Source organism: Qipengyuania algicida, from assembly GCF_009828025.1.
GTDB lineage: Bacteria > Pseudomonadota > Alphaproteobacteria > Sphingomonadales > Sphingomonadaceae > Qipengyuania > Qipengyuania algicida.
Genome location: NZ_WTYA01000007.1, coordinates 94,857 through 115,412, shown reverse-complemented (window position 1 = coordinate 115,412; position 20,556 = coordinate 94,857). Strand labels below are relative to the sequence as shown.

Sequence of the window (20,556 nt, the reverse complement as noted above, 5' to 3'; positions counted from 1 at the left end):
GATCGAAAATATTGCGAGCGCGTTTACCTTGATTCGAAAAAATCAAGCGTAACTATTGGTTAAAGGAAATTGGCGGTGGGGAATTGTTGTTTAATCCGCTTCCAATAAATGGTTTCCGAGTAATTAACCCATAGCTACGAAAAATTACCTACTCCAGTTCGAGGATCACCTCGTCCACGGCCAGACTGTCGCCCTCGGTGGCATTGAGCTTGCTGACCACCGCTTCCTTTTCGGCGCGCAGGATGTTTTCCATCTTCATCGCTTCGACCGTGGCGAGCGGTTGACCCGGCTGAACGGTGTCGCCCTCGCCAACATGCAGCTTTACCAGCAACCCCGGCATCGGGCAGATCAGCAGCTTGGAAAGGTCGGGCGGAATCTTTTCGATCATATGCTGGGTGAGATGGGCAATGCGTTCCGGCAGGATACGCAGTTCATGTTTCGCGCCGCGCGTCGTGATCCGATAGCCGGTTCGCGTCGGCTCAAGCTGAAGCCCATAGGTTTCGTGCGGCTCGGAATCTTCGTCGGCATCGTTTTCGAACAATGCGACCTCTACGAAGCGGTCGCCCGGTGTATAAGCCATCTCCAGCGTTACGGCATGGCCATCAACCGTTATCGCATCTTCTTCGAGGCTGACGGTATGATCCTCGCCCGCGACGGTCACGACCCAATCGCCGGGGGGCGCCATCGCGCGGTCGATCTGCCCTTCGATCCGCCTGGCGCGATCGGCATCGGCAGTGGCGATCACCCCGCCCACCGCGCATAGCACGCCGGTCAGCCGAACATCGGCGGGCGCGCCATGGAAGCCTTCGGGATATTCCTCGGCGATGAAACCGGTGGTGAGTTCGCCCGAGCGGAAGCGCGGATGCTGCATGATCGCGCTGAGGAAATCGACATTGTGCCCTAGTCCTTCGAGGCGGAAAGCATCGAGTGCCTGGACCTGCTTGTCCGCCGCTTCGTCGCGCGTCGCACCCCATGTCACCAGTTTGGCGATCATCGGGTCATAGAACATGGAGACTTCGCCACCCTCGAACACGCCATCGTCGACCCGTACGCCATCGACGCCGCGACGCCCGTTCTCCGCGCCGTCGTCGGTCCAGCCATCCACCGGCTTCTGATAGCGGACCAGCCGCCCGATGCTGGGCAGGAAGCCGCGATAGGGGTCTTCGGCATAGACGCGATTCTCGATCGCCCAGCCGTCGATGCCGATGTCATCCTGCGTGAAAGGCAGTTTCTCGCCATAAGCAACGCGGATCATCTGCTCGACCAGATCGACGCCGGTGATCGCCTCGGTCACCGGATGTTCGACCTGAAGCCTTGTGTTCATTTCGAGAAAGTAGAAGCTCTCCCCGCTCGGGTCCGCGCCGCTGACGATCAGTTCGACCGTGCCCGCGCTGTAATAGCCGACCGCGCGCGCCAGTGCGACACACTGCTCGCCCATCGCCTTGCGCATTTTCGGCGTGACGAAAGGCGACGGCGCTTCCTCGACCACCTTCTGGTGGCGGCGCTGGATGGAGCACTCACGTTCGTTGAGATAGACGATGTTGCCGTGCTTATCGCCCAGGATCTGGATCTCGATATGGCGCGGGTTGAGGATGAATTTTTCCAGAAACACGCGTTTGTCGCCAAAGCTGTTCAGTCCCTCGCGCTGAGTCGCCTCGAACCCTTCCTCGACGTCTTTATCATTATGCGCCAGCCGCATACCCTTGCCGCCGCCGCCCGCACTGGCCTTCATCATCACCGGATAGCCGATCTTATTGGCCCATTTCAGCGCGTCTGCGGTGGTTTTCACCTCCCCTTCGGAGCCCGGAACGGTGTTGACGCCTGCTTCCTTCGCCAGCTTCTTGGATTCGATCTTGTCGCCCATCGCGGTGATCGCACCCACCGGCGGGCCGATGAACTCGATTCCCTCCTTGGCCAGCGCCTCGGCAAAGCTCGCCCGTTCGGATAGAAATCCGTAGCCCGGATGCACCGCTTCGGCCCCCGTCTGCTTGCACGCGGCGATGATCTTGTCGGCGATCAGATAGGATTCTGCAGCGGGCGAAGGCCCGATATGCACCGCCTCGTCCGCCATCTGCACGAACGGTGCGCGCGCATCGGCATCGGAATAGACCGCAACGGTCTGAATACCCATCCGGCGCGCGGTCTTGATGACCCGGCAAGCGATTTCGCCGCGATTGGCGATGAGGATTTTTTTGAACATGGCTGCTCCGGGTAAGGGATTGATCGCTTGCGTCAATGCCCTCTCCCGGAGAGCCATTCAATATGCTGATGCGCGAGATGATCTATTTGCGCATATAGACCAATTCGCTCTCCGACTTTTCAATGAGGTCGCCGAATTCCTTCCACATCGCTTGGACCTTCTCCTTGTCGCCGCCCATGGATTCAAGCAGCGCCTTGTTGAAGGCGACATCGCGCGGGGTGTATTTGTATTCCATCGACCCCAGCCCATCCTCGACCGGGAAGATGGCGATCACATCCCATTCGCCGGTCATGGCATTGAAAACCATTGGTGACTTGTTGCCAGCCTTGGCGTCGATCGCCATGAGATTTTTGGTCATCTCGGTGAACTTGTCCATCGAACCGGGTTTGAGATCGTAATGAACCACGACGTAATAGCCACCGGTCTCGCGCTTCTCGACCTTGTCCTGAGCAACGGAGATGGAAGGCACGGCGAGCGAAAGCGCCGCCGCGAAAGCAAGCAATTTTTTCATGTTGAAGCCCCTGTTTCGTGTTAAAAACAGCGACCCGCAAGAACCGTCCTAGCTTGTTGGCTCGGATGAGCGAGGAAAAGGCTAGGTTGCTCTCGAGATTGAGTCAATTCAGCACAAGAGTCGAACTTCTGTACCTTGCAATTGTATAAATCTCTATATTGCCGACAGGATCGCACACATAAGCACGACAATCGAGTTCGTCATGGTTGGCGATGAGGATTTTGGATTAGATCAGCGGGCTACTTTCCGAAGCATGAAATCGACTAAGAACGAAAAGGACAGGAGGCATATCAACAGCATCACGCCCATAAATGGAAACTCGTAATCGGTCGACAAACCCAGCTTGCCGAAAAGCAACCCGCCCAGGATGAAATAGCTGAAAACCAAAAAGCCGCTCGCCCAAACTACGAAAAGGACGATCGCAAACAGCATCTTCGTTAGCGACTTCACTCCGCCGGCTCCACCACCTTGCAAGCCCGCATGGGCTCCTCGCCCTTGAGCGCCGTCAGCCCCAGCTTCGCCATGAGCGCGGCGTCGCTGTCGTCGCCCGCGTTCGGCGCGGTCAGCAGTTTGTCGCCGGTGAAGATGGAATTCGCGCCTGCCATGAAGCACAGCGCCTGCGTCGCCTCGCTCATCGACTCGCGTCCGGCGGACAGGCGCACCATGCTCATGGGCATACAGATGCGCGCCACGGCCACCGTGCGAACGAACTCGATATCGTCGATCTTCGCGAGTGGCGTGTCGGCCAGCATGTCGCCAAGGACCGTGCCCTTGACCGGCACCAGTGCGTTGACCGGCACGCTTTCGGGATGGCGTTCGAGTGTGGCGAGCGTGTGGACGAAGCCCACTCGGTCCTCGCGCGTTTCGCCCATGCCGACGATCCCGCCGCTGCACACGTTGATGCCCGCATCGCGCACGTTCTGCAGCGTATCGAGCCGGTCCTGATAATTGCGCGTCGAGATCACGCGCTCGTAATATTCCGGCCCGGTGTCGACATTGTGGTTGTAGTAATCGAGGCCAGCATCCTTGAGCATGTCCGCCTGTTTCGGCGTCAGCATGCCCAGCGTCATGCAGGTCTCAAGGCCCATTGCGCGCACGCCCTTCACGATCTCGACAATCGCGGGCATGTCGCGGTCCTTGGGGTTTCGCCACGCGGCGCCCATGCAGAACCGCTGCGAGCCCGCCTCCTTGGCCTGCGCCGCCGTCTGCAGCACGGCGCGCACGTCCATCAGCTTGGTCGCCTCGACCCCGCTGTCGGCCTTCACAGACTGCGAGCAATAGCCACAATCCTCAGGGCACCCGCCGGTCTTGATCGACAGCAGCGTGCAAAGCTGGATTTGTTCGGGCGGATGGAACTCGCGATGGACGCTTGCTGCCTGGAACAACAGCTCGGTGAACGGCAGGTCGAAGAGGCCTGCGATTTCAGCGCGGGTCCAATCGGTGCGAATGTCGGTCATACAGGTTTCCTGGCAAGATAAAGGCCGATGGCCATCACGAAGAGGCCAATAACGCGTTTGAGCGTCAATGAGGACTGGATCACGCCGAGCAGGCCGAAATGGTCGATCAGCGCGGCAGAGATAAGCTGGCCCATCAGCACGAAGAAGATCGCGTTGCCAAGGCCGATCTTCGGCGCGGAGAAGGCCACCGCCGAAGCATAGAACAGCATGAACACCGCCCCGAAATAGAGATAGGGCTTGTCCATCGTGAAACTGGCGGCGGCGGGAAATCCGGTAAAGCTCAACACCGCGAGCGCGACCAGCAATCCAACAGTGAAGCTGACCGCGGTCGCCGAAATCGCCCCGTGCAATTGCTGCCCCAGCCCGGCGTTGAGCGAAGCGAACATCGGAATGCCCAGCCCCGCTGCAAACATCATCGCGGCCAGCGGCACAAACGCCGAGTGCTGTCCGCTCACTCGGCGGCTTCCAATTCGTCGTCTGCGGACGGCATATTGTGGCCGAGGAGGCGCAGCACTTCTGCAGCAGCTTCCACGACATTGGTGCCCGGTCCGAAGATACCCTGCACCCCGGCTTCACGCAGGAAGTCATAGTCCTTCTGCGGGATCACGCCGCCGGCGATCACCTTGATGTCGCTGCGGCCTGCTTCCTTGAGCAGTCCAATCAGTTCGGGGATCAGCGTCTTGTGGCCTGCCGCAAGGCTCGATGCGCCGATCGCATCGACGCCTTGGTCGAGCGCCATCTCCAGCGTTTCGCGCGGAGTCTGGAACAGTGGCCCCGACACGACCTCGAAACCCATATCGGCAAATGCTGAAGCGATGACATTGGCGCCGCGATCGTGACCGTCCTGGCCCATCTTCGCGACCATCAATTTCGGCGCGCGGCCCAGGCGGCGCTCGACGGCCTGCACGCCCTCGACCACCTGCGCATAACGCATGTCACCCTTGTAGGCGGTAGAATAGATGCCGCGCACGGGCTTGGGCATGGTGTCGTAGCGCCCGAACACCTCCTCCATCGCAGAGGATATTTCACCCAGCGTCGCATCGTGACGCGCTGCTTCGAATGCCAGCGCCAGCACATTTCCGCCAGATTTGCTGCCTTCGGTCAGCGCCTTCAGCGCGGCATCGCAGGCAGCTTTGTCCCGCCCGTCGCGAACCTGTTCGAGCCGCGCGATCTGACTCTGGCGCACGGCGTGGTTGTCGATATCGAGTGTCTCGATCGGGTCTTCCTCGGCCTTGCGGTATTTGTTGACGCCCACGATCACCGTTTCGCCGCGATCGATATGCGCCTGCTTGGCGGCGGCGGCTTCCTCGATCTGCGCCTTCGGCTTGCCGGTGGCGACGTAGGCCGTCATGCCGCCAGCGGCGTCGACTTCCTCGAGCATCGCGCGGGCCTGCTCGACCAGTGCGGCGGTCAGGCTCTCGATATAATAGCTGCCGCCCAGCGGATCGGCGACATTTGTGATGCCGCTTTCTTCCTGGATCACCAACTGGGTGTTGCGCGCGATCCGGGCGGAAAAATCTGTCGGCAGCGCGATCGCTTCGTCCAGCGCGTTGGTGTGGAGCGACTGCGTACCGCCCAACACCGCGGCCATTGCTTCCATCGTGGTGCGGATGACGTTATTGTAGGGGTCCTGCTCCTGCAACGAGACACCGCTGGTCTGGCAGTGGGTGCGCAGCATCTTCGACTTGGGGTTCTGCGCGCCGAGATCGGTCATGACATCGTGCCACAGATGCCGCGCGGCGCGCATCTTGGCGATCTCCATGAAGAAGTTCATGCCGATGCCCCAGAAGAACGACAGGCGCGGCGCGAAGGCATCGATGTCCAGCCCCGCTTCCATCGCGCGCTTGGCGTATTCCTTGCCGTCGGCGATGGTGAAGGCCAGTTCCTGCACCGCCGTCGCCCCGGCTTCATGCATGTGATAGCCCGAAATCGAAATGCTGTTGAATTTCGGCATGTTGGCCGACGTATATGCGATGATGTCCGAAACGATCCGCATGCTCGGCTCGGGCGGATAGATATAGGTGTTGCGGACCATGAATTCTTTGAGGATATCGTTTTGGATGGTCCCGGCGAGCTTGGCCTGGCTCACCCCCTGCCGCTCGGCCGCGACGATGTAGAACGCCAGCACGGGGATCACCGCGCCGTTCATCGTCATCGACACGCTCATGGTGTCTAGCGGGATCTGGTCGAACAGGATCTCCATATCGCGCACGGTGTCGATCGCGACGCCGGCCTTGCCGACATCGCCAACCACGCGCGGGTGATCGCTGTCATAGCCGCGGTGCGTGGCGAGGTCGAAAGCGACCGACAGCCCCTTCTGCCCGGCGGCGAGGTTGCGGCGATAGAACGCGTTCGATTCCTCGGCGGTGGAAAATCCCGCATATTGGCGGATCGTCCAAGGGCGCCCGGTATACATGCTGGCATAGGGGCCGCGCGTGAACGGCGCGAAGCCGGGGACGCCCGGATCGAGATCGGCGGTGTCCTCGCTGGTGTAGAGCGGCTTGACGTCGATCCCCTCTGGCGTTGCCCAGGTCAGATCGCGTCCTTTGACTTCCTTGTCGGCGGCGGCCTGCCAGTCGGTATAGCTACGTTTGTCGGTCATGTGCGTCCCATAACCATATTCGCCGTTTGAGCGAAAGCTAGGATCGCATGGGAATTCTTGATCGCCTGAAAGCCATCCCGGCAAAAGCGAGGATGGCTGTCCACGCTATGCGCCTTTAAATTCAGCCTTGCGCTTTTGCAGGAAGGCCATGCTGCCCTCCATTGCATCCGCACTCGACCCGGCGATCCGTTGGCCTTCAGCTTCAGCCAGCAAAACTTGCGAAATCGTCCCATCGAGCGCAGCCATGATATTGCTCTTCATGGTGGAATAGGAAATCGTCGGACCATTGGCGAGCTTGTCGGCAAGTGCGGCAGCCTCGCCCATCAACGCCTCATCCGCGACTGCTCTGTAGATCAAGCCCCATTCTTCGGCCTGCGTCGCACCAATCTTTTCGCCCAGCATCATCATCCGCGTGGCACGCGCCCGGCCAATTGCGCGAGTCAGCAGCCAGGTCGAACCGCCATCGGGGACAAGGCCGATATTGACGAAAGCCTGGAGGAAATAGGCGCTTGAACCCGCCAGAACGAAGTCGCCAGCAAGCGCCATCGAGCAACCCACACCCGCAGCCGGGCCGTTGACGGCCGTCACCACCGGCACCGGCAGGCGCAGGATCTGACTGATCAACGGGTTGTAATGGTTTTGTAGCGCCCTGTGGCTAGCATCGCCACCCGAAACCGCGCTGTCGCCGCCGCGCGATTGCAAATCCGCGCCGGAACAGAAGCCTTTACCCGCCCCGGTGATCAGTACGCAGCGCGCACCATCGAGATTGTAGAGCGCCGCGCTCAGTTCCTCGGCGAGTTGGATCGACGCAGCATTCAGCCGGTCGGGCCGGTTGAGGGTAATCTTGAGAACATTACCCGCACGCTCGGTGAGGATGGTTTCATAATCGGCCATTGAATTGCTCTCCCAAGCGTTGCGTTTCGCAACGTGTCTGATGATCCGGCGACATGCGATCAAGTCATCAATTGGACCAGTCGCTGCCTTCCTTGGGTGTTTCCATGATCTCGGTCAGGTTGCCCATCATGTCCTTGGGATGGACGAAGAAGATCGGCGTGCCATGCGCCCCGATCCGCGTCGGACCGAGAATGCGCTTGCCCTGTTCCTCGAACCACACCCGCGCCTCGACGATGTCCTCGACCTCGAAACAGACGTGATGCTGCCCGCCAAGCGGATGATCCTCCAGAAAATTGTTGATCGGCGAAGAACCGTCGAGCGGCTCGATCAGCTCGATCTGCGTGCCGTTCATGCCCGATTCGGTGGGCGTGTTGACGAAGCAGACCTTCACACCCTGCTCCTCCATGTCGAAGGGCTCGGAGATGTCGGCCGCACCCATCACCTTGCGGTAATGCTTGATGGAATCGGCGATCGAATGGGTGGCAATGCCGATATGGTTGAGACGTCCTAGTTTCATTTCTCGCTCCTAAAGCGGAATATTGTCATGCTTCTTCCACGGGTTCTCGAGCTGCTTGCCGCGCAGCTTGCGCAGGCCCAGCGCGATCCGGCGCCGCGTGTTCCGGGGATAAATCACCTCGTCGATATAGCCGCGGCTCGCCGCCACGAATGGGTTGGCGAAGCGGTCCTCGTATTCCTTGGTCTTCTCGGCGATCTTGTCGGGATTGTCGCGGTCCTGGCGGAAGATGATCTCCACCGCGCCTTTCGCGCCCATCACCGCGATTTCCGCGGTGGGCCAGGCGTAGTTCAAATCGCCGCGCAAATGCTTCGACGCCATGACGTCGTAAGCCCCGCCGTAAGCCTTGCGCGTGATGACGGTGATCTTGGGTACGGTCGCTTCGGCATAGGCGAACAGCAGCTTGGCGCCGTGCTTGATGATGCCATTGTGCTCTTGGCTGGTACCGGGGAGGAAGCCGGGCACGTCGACGAAAGTGATGATCGGAATCTCGAAGGCATCGCAAAAGCGCACAAAGCGCGCAGCTTTCTTCGATGAATTGATGTCGAGCACGCCCGCCAGCACCAGCGGCTGGTTGGCGACCACGCCGACCGTGCGCCCCTCGACGCGCCCGAAACCGCAGAGGATATTCCCCGCATGCGCCGGCTGAACCTCGAAGAAATCGCGTTCGTCCAGCACCTTGGTGATGACTTCGTGCATGTCATAGGGCTGGTTGGCGTTGTTGGGGATCACCGTGTCGAGGCTTTCCTCCACGCGGTCGAACGGATCGCTGGTCGGGCGCTCGGGCACGTCCTCGCGGTTCGACAGGGGCAGCAGGTCGACGAAGTTGCGCGTCGCCATCAGCGCCTCGATATCGTTCTCGAATGCGAGATCGGCAACCGAGGTCTTGGTCGTATGCGTGACCGCACCGCCCAGCTCTTCCTGCGTCACGACCTCGTTGGTGACCGTTTTCACCACCTCGGGACCAGTCACGAACATATAGGAGCTGTCCTTCACCATGAAGATGAAGTCGGTCATCGCAGGCGAATAGACCGCCCCGCCCGCGCATGGCCCCATGATCAGACTGATCTGCGGGATTACGCCGCTCGCCAGCACATTGCGCTGGAACACCTCGGCATATCCGCCAAGAGATGCGACGCCTTCCTGAATCCGCGCACCACCCGAATCGTTAAGCCCGATCACCGGCGCGCCGACCTTCATCGCCATATCCATGACCTTGCAGATCTTCTCCGCATGGCGCTTCGACAGCGAGCCACCGAACACGGTGAAGTCCTGGCTGAACACGAACACCAGCCGCCCGTTGATCGTGCCCGACCCGGTGACCACGCCGTCACCGGGGATCTTCTGGTCCTGCATCCCGAAATCGACGCAATCGTGCTCGACGTAAGTGTCGAGTTCTTCAAAGCTGCCTTCGTCGAGCAGGATGTCGAGCCTTTCGCGCGCGGTCAGCTTGCCTTTGGCGTGCTGCGCATCAATGCGCTTCTGGCCTCCACCCATTCGGGCACCGGCGCGGCGACGTTCCATTTCGGCGATATTTGTCGACATGCACTCTCCGTAGCAAGCTTTGCGAGGCGGTTAGAGCGCCCGGGGCGCAAAGGTCAATTGTCTCGTGGTCATTGCCTCAAGGCGGAGATCAGGAATTCGACATTGCCTTCAGGGCCGGTGATCGGACTTTCGACCACGCCCTGCACGGTAAATTCCTTCCCCTCGGCCCAGGTCACGACCTCATCGCAAACGCGCTGGTGCAACGCGGGATCGCGCACCACACCACCCTTGCCCACTTCCTCGCGTCCAACTTCGAATTGCGGCTTGATGAGCGCTACCATGCGGCATTCGCGCGTCGCCAGTTCGAGCGGGGTTTCGAGCACCTTGGCAAGCGAGATAAACGAGGCATCGCATACGACCCAGCTGCACGGTCGATCGATCATGGCGCGCGTTATGATTCGTGCGCTGGTCTGCTCCAGCACGCTCACGCGCGGGTCCTGACGCAGCTTCCATGCGAGCTGATTCGTGCCCGAATCGACTGCGAACACATGCGCTGCTCCCTTGTGCAGCAGGACGTCGGTGAAGCCGCCGGTCGAGCTGCCGATATCCATCGCGGTGATACCGGTGGGATCGAGATCGAAGTGCGTGATCGCGTGGGCCAGCTTGATTCCGCCGCGCGAAACCCACGGGTGGTCGCGCCCACGCACTTCTAGCGGCGAATCTTCGGGCAGCTGCTGCCCGGACTTGGAAAGCTTGGTTTCGCCTGAGAAAACCACACCCGCCATGACGAGCGCCTGCGCCCGCGTCCGGCTCTCGACCAGCCCACGGTCGACAAGCATTTGATCGAGGCGTCGCTTCTTGGCCATTGGAAACATGCGCTCTAGCGGGCATTGTGCCGACATGAAACCGATCCAACGCAATCTTTCGGTCGCACTGGTGCTCAGCGCAGCATTGGCCGCCTGTGTCCCCGCGCCTCAGCCGATGCCCCAGCCGAAGCGAACTCCGGCACCCACGCCCGCTCCGCCACCTCCCGCCCCGGTCGCACAGCCCAGCTACAGCAATTGGATGGACGCGCCGCGCACGCCCGGAGACTGGCACTATCGCAGCCTTCCGACCGGCGGAATCGCGGTATACGGAGATAACAACAGCGCAAGCTTGTTCACCATGCGCTGCGACCGCCCGGCAAACGCTGTTGTATTGCTGAGAGCTGGTGCGCTGTCCGGCCCGGCCAGCATGACCATCCGCACCGAAACGCAGACGCGGACAATTGCCGCGCAACCCAGTCCGGGCATCGCACCCGCGGTCGAATCACGCCTGTCCGCCAATGACCAGCTGCTCGATGCCATGGCGCTCAGCAAGGGTCGGTTTGCAGTGGAAGTCCCCGGCCTGAAACCGCTTTATCTACCGTCCTGGGCAGAGGTCACGAGAGTGATTGAGGATTGCCGCTGATACAGGAAGACCCGCGAAATTTCGCGGGCCGGAAGCCGCCAATCCTGACGTGGGAAAACTTTTTTTCAAGCCTTGTTTTCGCGCGCGAGAAGAATCAAATTACCCTCAAGATCAGCGGCGAACGCGGGTCTCGGGCTCCGGTGAAACGGCGCTCTTAGCTCACAAGCGCGAAAGGAGGTGATCCGATGTCTCATGGTTCAGCAGAGAGGTCGGCAAGTTTCCGCGCGGAGCACTATCGGTAAGGATCGCGTCCGATAGAGGCTTCGTGAGCGGCACTTCCCGCCGCTGACCATGCGAAGGGCAGTTTCACCAACGGGCGTGAAGCTGCCCTTCTCATTTTGTGCGTCAACAGTGTTGATGCGCTGTTCGATACAGCTCCCGGCTTGTGCCAGGTTCAGATTTTCTGCTGCCCGCGCAATTGTCGCACACTTGCCCTGAGCGCCGCCGCGTTATACCCGCAGCTCATGAATTTCGAGCGCATTACCCACCCCGCCCCGACATCTCCCGCTGCGCGCGAGGAGGCCATCGCCAATCCCGGTTTCGGCACCGTCTTTTCCGATCATATGGTGACGATAGGCTATGACGAGGCCAAGGGTGGCTGGCACTCGGCCCAGCTTGGCCCGCGCCAGCCGATCCCGCTGGATCCGGCCGCCTCGGTGCTCCACTACGCTCAGGAAATCTTCGAAGGGATGAAAGCCTATCGCCATCCCGACGGATCGCTCGCACTGTTCCGGCCTGAAGCTAACGCCCGCCGGTTCAACGAATCGGCAAAACGCATGGCGATGCCGGAATTGCCCGAAGAGCTGTTTCTGGAAAGCTTGAGGCAATTGCTGGCGGTCGACGGTGAATGGATGCCCACAGTCGAAGGCGGTTCGATTTACCTGCGCCCCTTCATGTTCGCGAGCGAAGCCTTCCTGGGCGTCCGTCCGGCGAAACAATACAAGTTTATCGTCATCGCCTCGCCCGCCGGTTCCTATTTCAAGGGCGGCGCCAAGCCGGTAAAAATCTGGGTCAGCCGCAATTACACGCGCGCAGCGCCCGGAGGAACCGGTGCTGCCAAAACCGGCGGCAATTATGCGGCCAGCCTCGTGCCGCAGGCCGAGGGTATCGCGAATGGCTGTGACCAGGTCGTATTCCTCGATGCGGTCGAAAAGAAGTGGATCGAGGAACTGGGCGGAATGAACCTGTTCTTCGTGTTCGACGATGGCACGGTAGTCACGCCTCCGCTGACCGGCACGATCCTGCCCGGCATCACCCGCGACAGCCTGATCCAGTTGCTCCGCAGCGAGGGGTTGCAGCTTCGCGAAGAGCCCTATTCGATCGATCAGTGGCGGGCCGATGCCACCACCGGCAAACTGGTCGAGACGATGGCGTGCGGGACTGCGGCGGTCGTTACCCCCGTCGGCACAGTGGTCGGCCCGGATGGCGAATTCACCATCGGCTCGGGCGGCACCGGCCAGCTGACCCACAAGATGCGCGAAGCACTTGTCGGAATCCAGCGCGGCGAGCGAGACGACCCGCATAGCTGGGTCCAGAAAATCTGAAGCCTACAGGCGCGAACGCACCAGGAAACGCTTGGTAAAGGTGGCGCTCGGACGCAGGACGATAATCGCAACGCCAGCAATGGCAATCGCGCCGCCGGCCAGCAGGCGCGGGCCGACGTGGTCGCCCGTGAGCCAAGCTCCCAGCCCGATGGTGAACAGCGGACTCAGCAGTGTGAGCGGCACGACGAGATTGGCGTCATTGTTCTGCAGGATGCGGTAATAGGTGCTGTGCGCGCCCACCGAAACTATGATCGAAGCGAAAAACAGGCATCCTGCCAGTTCCAGCGGAGCACGCGACAGTGCGGTCATCGGAGACGGTTCCAGCACTAAGGATAACGGCGTCAGAACAATGATCGACGATACCGCAGCCCAAGCCTGCAAGCGGATAGAACTGATCTCGATCGTCTTGTAAAACACCGAGCCGAGAGCGCCGAGCAGAGCCGAAGCAAACACGAAAGCGAGGCCGAGGCTGGCTCGCATGTCTCCTTCGGCAGAAACCGCCAGCAGCACGCCGGTGAAGGTCAGCGCGATACCCGAGGCACGACGCCAGTGTACTTTTTCGCCCAGAAACAGGATCGCGAACAGGACCGTCAAAGGTGCGCCGGACAGACCGACAACGCCAGCGGCCGATGGGCTGGCCGTGGCAAGCCCGATAAACAGCAGGGCGAAGGATCCGCCGCCGATCGCCAGACCGACAAGCATGACCTTCCAGACCTGCTGCGGCAGTGGACGCAGCAGAGGGAAAAGTGCGACCAGCACGAGCGCCGAGCGCAAGAGCGCGTAGTAAAGCGGCGGCATACCCAGCGTCCCGACCGCCAGCTTGCTGACGATGACATTGAGCGCCCACAACAGGTCGACCAACAGCAGCAGCCCGATAGTGGCCAGCGACATCGCGGCTACTTTCCCAATTCCGGCAGGGCAGCGGCAAGATCGGCCAACCACACATCGGCCACCGCGTCTGATGGTGCACGCCAGTCGCCGCGCGGGCTGAGCGCCCCGCCCGCGCTGACCTTCGGCCCGTTCGGCAAAGCGCTGCGCTTGAACTGGCTGAAGCCGAAGAAGCGCCTGAGAAAATTCTCCAGCCAATGCGCGATCGTCGCCAGATCATATTCGTGCTTCGCATCGTCGGGAAAGTCGATCGGCCACATGCCAGACTTCGCATCACGCCACGCGTGCCAGGCGAGGAACGCGACATGGCCCGGCGACTGGCCCCAGCGGATCACGTGGTTGAGGAAGAAATCGTTAAGCTCGTAAGGCCCGATGATCGCCTGGGTCGATTGAATCGCTCCGTCGGCATCGGCCGGGACCAGCTCCGGGCTGATTTCGGTGTCGACAATGTCTTCCAGAACCGCATGGCTCGCCGCGTCGAACTGGTCTGTGCGCACCGTCCAGCGAATGAGATACTGGATCAATGTCTTTGGCACGCCCGCGTTGACTGCATAGTGGCTCATCTGGTCGCCCACGCCATAGGTGCACCAGCCCAGCGCCAATTCGCTGAGGTCGCCCGTACCAATGACGAAGCCCGAATGCTGGCCGGCAAGACGGAACAGATAATCCGTCCTCAGACCCGCCTGCACATTTTCGAACGTCGTATCGTAGAGCTTCTTGCCCGAGGCGAAAGGATGCCCGATATCCTCGAGCATCCGTTCCGCCGCCGGACGAATATCGATTTCCTCGGCGGTGATGCCGAAAGCTTCCATCAGCCGCCAGGCATTGGTTTTCGTCGCGTCGGACGTCGCAAAGCCGGGCATCGTATAGCCGCGAATATCGCTGCGCGGTCGGCCAAGCCGATCCATCGCCTTGGCTGCCACGATCAACGCATGGGTGGAGTCGAGCCCGCCCGAAATTCCGATGACGAGGCTCTTTGCAGACGTCGCCTCGATCCGCCGCATCAGTCCGTCGACCTGGATATTGAATGCCTCGTAACAATCCGCGTCGAGCTTGTCGGCGCGATTGGGCACGAAGGGGAAGCGGCGGATGGGACGCTGAAGTCCGACATCACCAGCCGAATAGCGATGTTCGAAACCAATCCGCCGGTAATGATCCTCGGGACGCCCTGCGTCTTCCGCAGCATCATTGAACGTCCCCATTCGCATCCTTTCGTTGAGGATACGGCGGGTATCGATATCGACGACGCAAAGCTCGGGACGGTGATCGAAGCGGACGCTTTCCGCCATCAGGTCGCCCAGCTCGTAGATCATGCCCTGCCCGTCCCAAGCAAGGTCGGTGGTGCTCTCGCCATAGCCGCTTGCGGAATAGGCATAGGCGCAAACGCAACGCGCGGAACTGGCGCTGGTGAGCATGTGCCGCTCATCGCTCTTACCGATGGTGATGTTCGAGGCCGAGAGATTGAGCAGGATCGTCGCCCCGGCGAGCGCAGCCGCCACTCCGGGCGGGTTGGGCGCCCAGAAATCCTCGCAGATCTCAATTCCGAAAATGAAGCCGGGGAGGTTGTCTGCCGCAAAGATCAGATCTGTCCCGAAAGGCACCTCCCCACTTGCGACGGAGATGGTCAGGCCGGTGCAATTGTTGCCTCGCGCAAACCAGCGTTTCTCGTAGAACTCCCGGTAATTGGGCAGGTAGCTTTTGGGAACCACGCCGAGCACTGCGCCTCGCGCGATCACGACGGCGCAGTTGTAGATCCTGCCCCCGCGCCGCAATGGAGCGCCGATCACCAGCACCGGGGTTAAGTCATGCGAGGCTTCGACAATCTGCGCAAGCTCGCGCTCAACTGCATCGAGCAAGGCCGCCTGAATGAGCAGATCGTCGAGAGCGTAGGACGACAGGCACAATTCGGGAAACAGCAGCAGATCGATAATTTGCGCATGTGCACGACGCGCTTCTTCGAGGATGCCTTGCGCATTGTAACCCACGTCAGCAGTCCGCACCTGCGGCGTACTCGTCGCTACGCGGACGAAGCCATGGCTGTGCATGTCATAGAATCGATGAGCTCGGGTCGAGGTCGGTGCCGTTTCCAAGTCATGCTCCGTGGCAGCCGCGATCCAGTCGGCCGGTTGGCAAATCCCAAGCTCAGCCAGTTTACGCTGTGCCTGCGGACGTGCGATGCGCCCTTTGCTTTCCCAACCAAACACGGTCTGGGTCTTGAACCCGTTTTGAGCCGCGAACTGCTCTACGGAAAGTGGCGGAGATTGCCGTGTGCGCCACGCTTTCAGGAGATTGCCTGCCTTGTGCATGATGCATCGCTTATCCTAAAAGGATAAATAAACCAACCAGGCAAATTAACGACTGCGGACCTCCGTGAGAGACACGGTGCATCCCTGTTCGTTTCGGCTAAAGTAATGCGATCCGCTCGCTTGATGCGCAAAAATTTCCATCAGGTTTCGCCCTAAACCTCCCGCATTATCAAGCGAAACGGCCTCTTCGCCCACGCCATTATCGGATATGCATAGGGACCAGCCGCCTTCGGCCAATATAAATCGATCTCCAGGGCTCCATCGCGATCATCAGGAAATGCATATTTCGCGCTGTTGGCGATTGACTCGTTAAGATAAAGGCCAAGGCCGACGGCCTGCTCCCGCGGCAAGGTCAGATCGGCGATGGAATAACGCACGCTGACATTGGTGGCGAAGGACGCTTTCGTCAGCCGTTCGATAAGCCGTTCGAGATAGGGCTTCATTGCAACGTCGGCACCCTCCTCCTGTTCGGCGGCAAGATTTGTGTAGGCATCGGCAAAGGTCATCACACGTCCGCTCGCGTCTTCCAGCGCACGCGTAACTCTCTCGTCGGAATGCCGCCTCTTCTGAATTTCGAGCAAGCTCGCAACAAGAGCGAAATTGTTCTTTGTGCGATGCTCGAGCTCGGCCAGAAGTGTGAGCCGCCTGTCGGCCGATGCTTCAATGACGTCCGCGTAATAGCGCACCGCCCGGCGGAAACTTTCGGCAAACAGAATGACGATCAGGCTTGCCAGAAGGTTGATCGCCACGCGCGGTGGATCGGTGGGAATCTTGAAAGAGAAAGATTCCGCATAGGGGAGCACGAAATACCATGCCCAACCGAAACTCAGTGCCCAGGCGATCAATCCTGCGAACAAGTGCCCGAACAGCGTTGCAACCAGCACGGTCGGGTAGACCAGGGCAAACGGCCCTGACGTCGGAGCCAACGTATCGACCCCGCTGCGCAGAGCGATCATCACCGCAGCGCAGATTATCCCAAAACCCCCTTCTGCAGCGAGTTTGGCCATTTGCGACTGGAATCGTTGCGAAACGTCATACCGTGCGAGGCGATGCATGACCCTCTCCCACCTTCAAAAGTCTGCCATCATACCCACCGACGAACGCGGTGCAGTAACACCTTGTTGCGCTTTCACGAAATGAATTAAGTCAGGCTCGTTTCGAACCTTATTGTCATGCGGCCAACAAGGCTTCTGCGGGAGGTTGATCCTCAACAAAAGCAATAAATCCTCGCTCTTCTCTGGTCAGCCACTTCGTCTGGCGGGGTAGCCGCAATGCTTCCCGCCAGTCGTCTTGCCGTTCGATGAGTTCGAAAATCGCCGGGTGAATATAGCTCTTCCGGGTCACCGCAGAGGTGTTGCCGAGCTTGTTGGCGACCTCCTCTGTCAGCGTCTTGATCGTTACTCTTTCGGTCGCATGGGCGAGCAAATCGAAGGCCAGCACGCTCGCATGCCAGGTTCGGAACGATTTGGCGGTGAAATGTTCACCCATGGTTTCGCAGAGATATTCGTTGACGTCGCCAGATGTGACCGGATGATAGCCCTGATCGTCGTCGATATACTGGAACAGCCGCTGACCGGGCAGATCCTGAAGCTTGCCAACCACCATCGCCAGATGCCGGTCCGAAAGTTCAATCTCCCGCGATTTCCCGGATTTGGCCTTATAGCGAAGGCGCAATGTCTTGCCGGTCACTTCGGCATGGCGACGCCGCAAGGTGGTCGCGCCGAAGCTCTTGTTGGTTTTGGCATAGCGTTCGTTCCCGATGCGCAATATCCCAAGGTCCAGCAACCGCACCACACCGGCGACGATCCTGTCGTGATGAAGGTCGCGTGCCGAAAGGTCCTGAGCCACGCGCTGACGGACCAACGGCAACAGCTTGCCGAATGCCGCACAACCATCGAATTTCTCGCATTCGCGACGTGCGCGGAATTCGGGATGGTAACGGTACTGCTTGCGTCCCTTGTCATCGAAACCGGTGGCGAGGATATGCCCGTTCTCTGCCGGACAGAACCACGCGTCGCGATAGGCGGGCGGCAGGGCAATCGCATTGAGCCGCCGTTTTTCGGCCTTGTCGGAAATCAGTTCGCCATGCGGATCGTAATATGCCCAACCAGTTCCTGCTCGCCGCCGCGTGATCCCCGGCAGGTTATCATCTACGAAGATCAACTTTTCCATGGCGAAGGCGAAACTCGCGTCCCTGCCAATGGGTTCCGCTTGTCTCGAGCAAGAGGTGATACCAGCTAGACCGCATAGAAAACGGAGAACGCCCCCATGAGCGACGCCACTTACACGCCCCCCGATGTCTGGACCTACAGCGAAAACGGCGGACAGTTCGCCGGTATCAACCGCCCCACCGCCGGCGCGCGCGAGGATCGTGATCTGCCCGTGGGCGACCATGCCTTCCAACTGTATTCGCTCGCCACACCAAATGGCGTGAAAGCGACCGTGATGTTGGAAGAATTGCTCGAAGCGGGTTTCGACGCGGAATACGACGCATGGCCGATCAAGATCTCCGACAGCGATCAATTCGCCAGCGGCTTTGTCGACATCAATCCCAATTCGAAAATCCCCGCATTGCTCGACCGCAGCGGTCCGGAGCCCGTTCGCGTGTTCGAAAGCGGCGCCATCCTGATGCATCTGGCAGAAAAGTTCGGCGCCTTCCTGCCCACCGATGCGACGCGTGCCGAAGTGCTGAGCTGGCTGTTCTGGCAAGTCGGCAGCGCGCCTTTCATCGGCGGCGGCTTCGGGCATTTCTATGCCTATGCGCCTGAGAAGTTCGAATATCCCATCAACCGCTACGCGATGGAAACCAAGCGCCTGTTCGACGTTGCGGACCAGCAGCTTGCGCGGAGCGAATACCTTGGCGGCAAGGACTACACGATTGCCGACATCGCGACGTTCCCTTGGTTTGCACCGTTCGTGACGGGTGGCATCTATGGCGAGGCGCGCCAGTTCCTTTCGATCCACGAATACACCCATGTCGAGCGCTGGGTGAAGCAAATTGCCGACCGGCCAGGGGTGCAGCGCGGGCGGATTGTCAACAAACTCTGGGGCGAAGAAAACGAGCAACTGCCCGAGCGCCATACGGCCAGCGATTTCGAAGGTAAGAACGTCTGATGATGTCCAGCCTGGGAAATTGGAGACGCGCGCCCACACTCGCGGAACTGTCCCTCTTTGAGACAGTTTCATAACTGTTCACCAGCTAAATCTGTCCCAGACTTTGCGGTGGACGAGGCTGGCGGGCTTCGCGCTCGTCAGCCTCCATCCGTCGAGTGAATCGACGGGTCGGAAAAAACCAGTCCGCAGGTGGATGAAACGCGACGCCGGCCGCTTTGCGACCGTAAGCCGGCATGCCCGCCCAGCGGCGTCTGCATCGGCGGAAAGCTCGCCGCAACACCGGCTGAAAATGTGTCATGAAAACAAAGCTGGCTGGGGTGGCAGGATTCGAACCTGCGCATGCCGGTACCAAAAACCGGTGCCTTACCGCTTGGCTACACCCCAACAGGCTTGCGTCTAGAGGGCGGCCCCATGCACCAAAGCCGGACCGGATTGCAAGGGGCTGCTGGTCGAGCGGGCAATATTCCTGTGCAGCTGTGCGCTTTGCCGAGGTCGCGCTCATTCAAAAACTGATCGGGCGACCCCATGTCGCTCTCGCCGCAGGCATATAAATTTCCGGCTATCGAAAGGAACATTCCCATGGAAACGCGCAAATTAGGAAATCAGGGACTGACGGTTTCGGCCCTCGGGCTTGGGTGCATGGGGATGAGCGACTTTTATGGCGCGCGTGACGATGCTGAATCAATCAAGACCATACACCGGGCGCTCGACGAAGGCGTAACCTTCCTTGACACCGCCGACATGTATGGTGTCGGCCGCAACGAGGAGCTGGTTGGCAAAGCGATCCGCGAGCGGCGCAATGAAGTGGTGCTGGCGACCAAATTCGCCAATGTCCGCGCGCCCGACGGCAGTTTCGTCCGCATCGACGGGACTCCGGAATATGTCCGTGAGGCTTGCGATGCGAGCCTCAAACGGCTCGGCGTCGACACCATCGATCTATATTACCAGCACCGTGTCGACCCGAACACGCCGATCGAAGAAACGGTCGGCGCGATGGCCGAGCTCGTGAAGGCTGGAAAGGTGCGTTACCTCGGCCTGTCCGAAGCCGCGCCGGAGACCATTCGCCGCGCGCACAAGGTCCACCCCATCACCGCGCTGCAGACCGAGTATTCGCTGTGGAGCCGCGACCCTGAGGCCGAGATCCTGCCGACGGTGCGCGAACTGGGCATCGGTTTCGTGCCTTACAGCCCGCTAGGCCGCGGCTTCCTGACCGGCAAATACCAGCATCCCAATGATTTGGAGGAAGAGGATACCCGCCGCCGCCATCCGCGGTTTCAGGGGGAGGCATTTTACAAGAACCTCGAACTCGTCGATGCGATCAAGGCGATGGCGGAGCGGAAGGGCTGCACCCCCGCCCAGCTGGCGCTCACCTGGGTGTTGGCGCAGGGCAAGGATATCGTGCCGATCCCCGGAACGAAACGAATCAGCTATCTCGAACAGAATATCGCGGCGCTGGAGGTTTCTCTGGACGAGGATGATTTGCAACAGATCGACCGCGCTTTGCCCGCCGGCGCTGCCGAAGGCACCCGCTACGCAGCTCCGCAAATGGCTGCGCTCAATCGTTGAGAGCAGGCAATCGGGTGGCCGGCCAT

Annotated in this window: 18 protein-coding genes and 1 tRNA gene; 4 read left to right on the top strand and 15 right to left on the bottom strand. The window is 60.3% G+C overall.

Translation table 11 applies throughout. The features are described 5' to 3' along the window. Positions 1 to 148: 148 nt before the first annotated feature. From GRI58_RS10285 to GRI58_RS10240, 10 genes are all read right to left on the bottom strand, one after another. On the bottom strand, positions 149 to 2,200 hold the full coding sequence (locus tag GRI58_RS10285) for an acetyl-CoA carboxylase biotin carboxylase subunit (RefSeq protein ID WP_160753506.1): 2,052 nt from the start codon (positions 2,198 to 2,200) through the stop codon (positions 149 to 151). Between the two features lie 82 nt (positions 2,201 to 2,282). After that, positions 2,283 to 2,711 carry a hypothetical protein gene (locus tag GRI58_RS10280; RefSeq protein ID WP_160753505.1) on the bottom strand — a complete coding sequence of 143 codons (429 nt, stop codon included), beginning with the start codon at positions 2,709 to 2,711 and terminating at the stop codon, positions 2,283 to 2,285. Positions 2,712 to 2,942: 231 nt separating this feature from the next. Next, entirely contained in the window at positions 2,943 to 3,161 is a 219-nt protein-coding gene (locus GRI58_RS10275; protein ID WP_160753504.1) for a hypothetical protein, read from the bottom strand. Beyond that, on the bottom strand, positions 3,158 to 4,168 hold the full coding sequence (gene bioB / locus GRI58_RS10270) for a biotin synthase BioB (RefSeq protein ID WP_160753503.1): 1,011 nt from the start codon (positions 4,166 to 4,168) through the stop codon (positions 3,158 to 3,160). The genes GRI58_RS10275 and bioB overlap by 4 nt, the downstream gene beginning before the upstream one ends. Further along, the gene (locus GRI58_RS10265) at positions 4,165 to 4,623 is read right to left on the bottom strand and encodes a DMT family transporter (protein WP_337190950.1); all 459 of its coding nucleotides are present in this window, start codon (positions 4,621 to 4,623) and stop codon (positions 4,165 to 4,167) included. Before GRI58_RS10265 ends, bioB begins: the two co-directional genes overlap by 4 nt. Then, positions 4,620 to 6,770: a methylmalonyl-CoA mutase gene (gene scpA / locus GRI58_RS10260; RefSeq protein WP_160753502.1), complete on the bottom strand. Its 2,151-nt coding sequence runs from the start codon at positions 6,768 to 6,770 to the stop codon at positions 4,620 to 4,622. The genes GRI58_RS10265 and scpA overlap by 4 nt, the downstream gene beginning before the upstream one ends. Before the next feature lie 105 nt (positions 6,771 to 6,875). Next, positions 6,876 to 7,664 (bottom strand): enoyl-CoA hydratase-related protein, encoded by a 789-nt coding sequence (locus GRI58_RS10255; RefSeq protein ID WP_160753501.1) that lies wholly within the window; start codon positions 7,662 to 7,664, stop codon positions 6,876 to 6,878. Between the two features lie 67 nt (positions 7,665 to 7,731). After that, positions 7,732 to 8,181 (bottom strand): methylmalonyl-CoA epimerase, encoded by a 450-nt coding sequence (gene mce, locus GRI58_RS10250; RefSeq protein WP_160753500.1) that lies wholly within the window; start codon positions 8,179 to 8,181, stop codon positions 7,732 to 7,734. A gap of 9 nt (positions 8,182 to 8,190) precedes the next feature. After that, a complete protein-coding gene (locus tag GRI58_RS10245) occupies positions 8,191 to 9,723 on the bottom strand; it encodes an acyl-CoA carboxylase subunit beta (protein WP_160753499.1) in 1,533 nt (510 codons plus the stop codon). Between the two features lie 68 nt (positions 9,724 to 9,791). Continuing rightward, entirely contained in the window at positions 9,792 to 10,529 is a 738-nt protein-coding gene (locus GRI58_RS10240) for a TlyA family RNA methyltransferase (RefSeq protein ID WP_160753498.1), read from the bottom strand. Positions 10,530 to 10,563: 34 nt separating this feature from the next. Here GRI58_RS10240 and GRI58_RS10235 point away from each other — a divergent pair, with 34 nt between their 5' ends. Then, entirely contained in the window at positions 10,564 to 11,112 is a 549-nt protein-coding gene (locus tag GRI58_RS10235) for a hypothetical protein (protein WP_160753497.1), read from the top strand. 464 nt (positions 11,113 to 11,576) lie between these two features. Continuing rightward, positions 11,577 to 12,656: a branched-chain amino acid aminotransferase gene (locus tag GRI58_RS10230; RefSeq protein ID WP_160753496.1), complete on the top strand. Its 1,080-nt coding sequence runs from the start codon at positions 11,577 to 11,579 to the stop codon at positions 12,654 to 12,656. 3 nt (positions 12,657 to 12,659) lie between these two features. On the opposite strand, the gene GRI58_RS10225 is transcribed toward GRI58_RS10230, so the two are convergent. The 4 genes from GRI58_RS10225 to GRI58_RS10210 all read right to left on the bottom strand — a co-directional run bounded on the left by GRI58_RS10225 (position 12,660) and on the right by GRI58_RS10210 (position 18,022). Further along, the gene (locus GRI58_RS10225) at positions 12,660 to 13,547 is read right to left on the bottom strand and encodes a DMT family transporter (protein ID WP_160753495.1); all 888 of its coding nucleotides are present in this window, start codon (positions 13,545 to 13,547) and stop codon (positions 12,660 to 12,662) included. Positions 13,548 to 13,552: 5 nt separating this feature from the next. Beyond that, positions 13,553 to 15,589, bottom strand: coding sequence for an NAD(+) synthase (locus tag GRI58_RS10220; RefSeq protein WP_237452231.1), 2,037 nt, complete (start codon positions 15,587 to 15,589; stop codon positions 13,553 to 13,555). A gap of 413 nt (positions 15,590 to 16,002) precedes the next feature. After that, positions 16,003 to 16,857, bottom strand: a complete 855-nt coding sequence (locus tag GRI58_RS10215) for a sensor histidine kinase (protein WP_160753493.1) — start codon at positions 16,855 to 16,857, stop codon at positions 16,003 to 16,005. 163 nt (positions 16,858 to 17,020) lie between these two features. Further along, the gene (locus tag GRI58_RS10210; protein ID WP_160753492.1) at positions 17,021 to 18,022 is read right to left on the bottom strand and encodes a DNA topoisomerase IB; all 1,002 of its coding nucleotides are present in this window, start codon (positions 18,020 to 18,022) and stop codon (positions 17,021 to 17,023) included. A 96-nt stretch (positions 18,023 to 18,118) separates the two neighbouring features. Here GRI58_RS10210 and yghU point away from each other — a divergent pair, with 96 nt between their 5' ends. Further along, positions 18,119 to 18,964 carry a glutathione-dependent disulfide-bond oxidoreductase gene (gene yghU / locus GRI58_RS10205; protein WP_160753491.1) on the top strand — a complete coding sequence of 282 codons (846 nt, stop codon included), beginning with the start codon at positions 18,119 to 18,121 and terminating at the stop codon, positions 18,962 to 18,964. Positions 18,965 to 19,273: 309 nt separating this feature from the next. Here yghU and GRI58_RS10200 read toward each other — a convergent pair. Beyond that, positions 19,274 to 19,348, bottom strand: a tRNA-Gln gene (locus tag GRI58_RS10200). Positions 19,349 to 19,543: 195 nt separating this feature from the next. Between GRI58_RS10200 and GRI58_RS10195 the strand changes: the two genes are divergently transcribed. Then, positions 19,544 to 20,530: an aldo/keto reductase gene (locus GRI58_RS10195; protein WP_160753490.1), complete on the top strand. Its 987-nt coding sequence runs from the start codon at positions 19,544 to 19,546 to the stop codon at positions 20,528 to 20,530. Positions 20,531 to 20,556 lie beyond the last annotated feature (26 nt).

Coding starts and splice junctions, on each gene's coding strand:
- GRI58_RS10240 (WP_160753498.1), bottom strand. CDS start 10,529: ATGGCCAAGAAGCGACGCCTCGATCAAATGCTTGTCGACCGTGGGCTG.
- GRI58_RS10285 (WP_160753506.1), bottom strand. CDS start 2,200: ATGTTCAAAAAAATCCTCATCGCCAATCGCGGCGAAATCGCTTGCCGG.
- GRI58_RS10195 (WP_160753490.1), top strand. CDS start 19,544: ATGGAAACGCGCAAATTAGGAAATCAGGGACTGACGGTTTCGGCCCTC.
- GRI58_RS10225 (WP_160753495.1), bottom strand. CDS start 13,547: ATGTCGCTGGCCACTATCGGGCTGCTGCTGTTGGTCGACCTGTTGTGG.
- GRI58_RS10235 (WP_160753497.1), top strand. CDS start 10,564: ATGAAACCGATCCAACGCAATCTTTCGGTCGCACTGGTGCTCAGCGCA.
- scpA (WP_160753502.1), bottom strand. CDS start 6,770: ATGACCGACAAACGTAGCTATACCGACTGGCAGGCCGCCGCCGACAAG.
- GRI58_RS10245 (WP_160753499.1), bottom strand. CDS start 9,723: ATGTCGACAAATATCGCCGAAATGGAACGTCGCCGCGCCGGTGCCCGA.
- GRI58_RS10280 (WP_160753505.1), bottom strand. CDS start 2,711: ATGAAAAAATTGCTTGCTTTCGCGGCGGCGCTTTCGCTCGCCGTGCCT.
- GRI58_RS10215 (WP_160753493.1), bottom strand. CDS start 16,857: ATGGCCAAACTCGCTGCAGAAGGGGGTTTTGGGATAATCTGCGCTGCG.
- GRI58_RS10255 (WP_160753501.1), bottom strand. CDS start 7,664: ATGGCCGATTATGAAACCATCCTCACCGAGCGTGCGGGTAATGTTCTC.
- GRI58_RS10210 (WP_160753492.1), bottom strand. CDS start 18,022: ATGGAAAAGTTGATCTTCGTAGATGATAACCTGCCGGGGATCACGCGG.
- GRI58_RS10220 (WP_237452231.1), bottom strand. CDS start 15,589: ATGCACAGCCATGGCTTCGTCCGCGTAGCGACGAGTACGCCGCAGGTG.
- yghU (WP_160753491.1), top strand. CDS start 18,119: ATGAGCGACGCCACTTACACGCCCCCCGATGTCTGGACCTACAGCGAA.
- GRI58_RS10230 (WP_160753496.1), top strand. CDS start 11,577: ATGAATTTCGAGCGCATTACCCACCCCGCCCCGACATCTCCCGCTGCG.
- bioB (WP_160753503.1), bottom strand. CDS start 4,168: ATGACCGACATTCGCACCGATTGGACCCGCGCTGAAATCGCAGGCCTC.
- mce (WP_160753500.1), bottom strand. CDS start 8,181: ATGAAACTAGGACGTCTCAACCATATCGGCATTGCCACCCATTCGATC.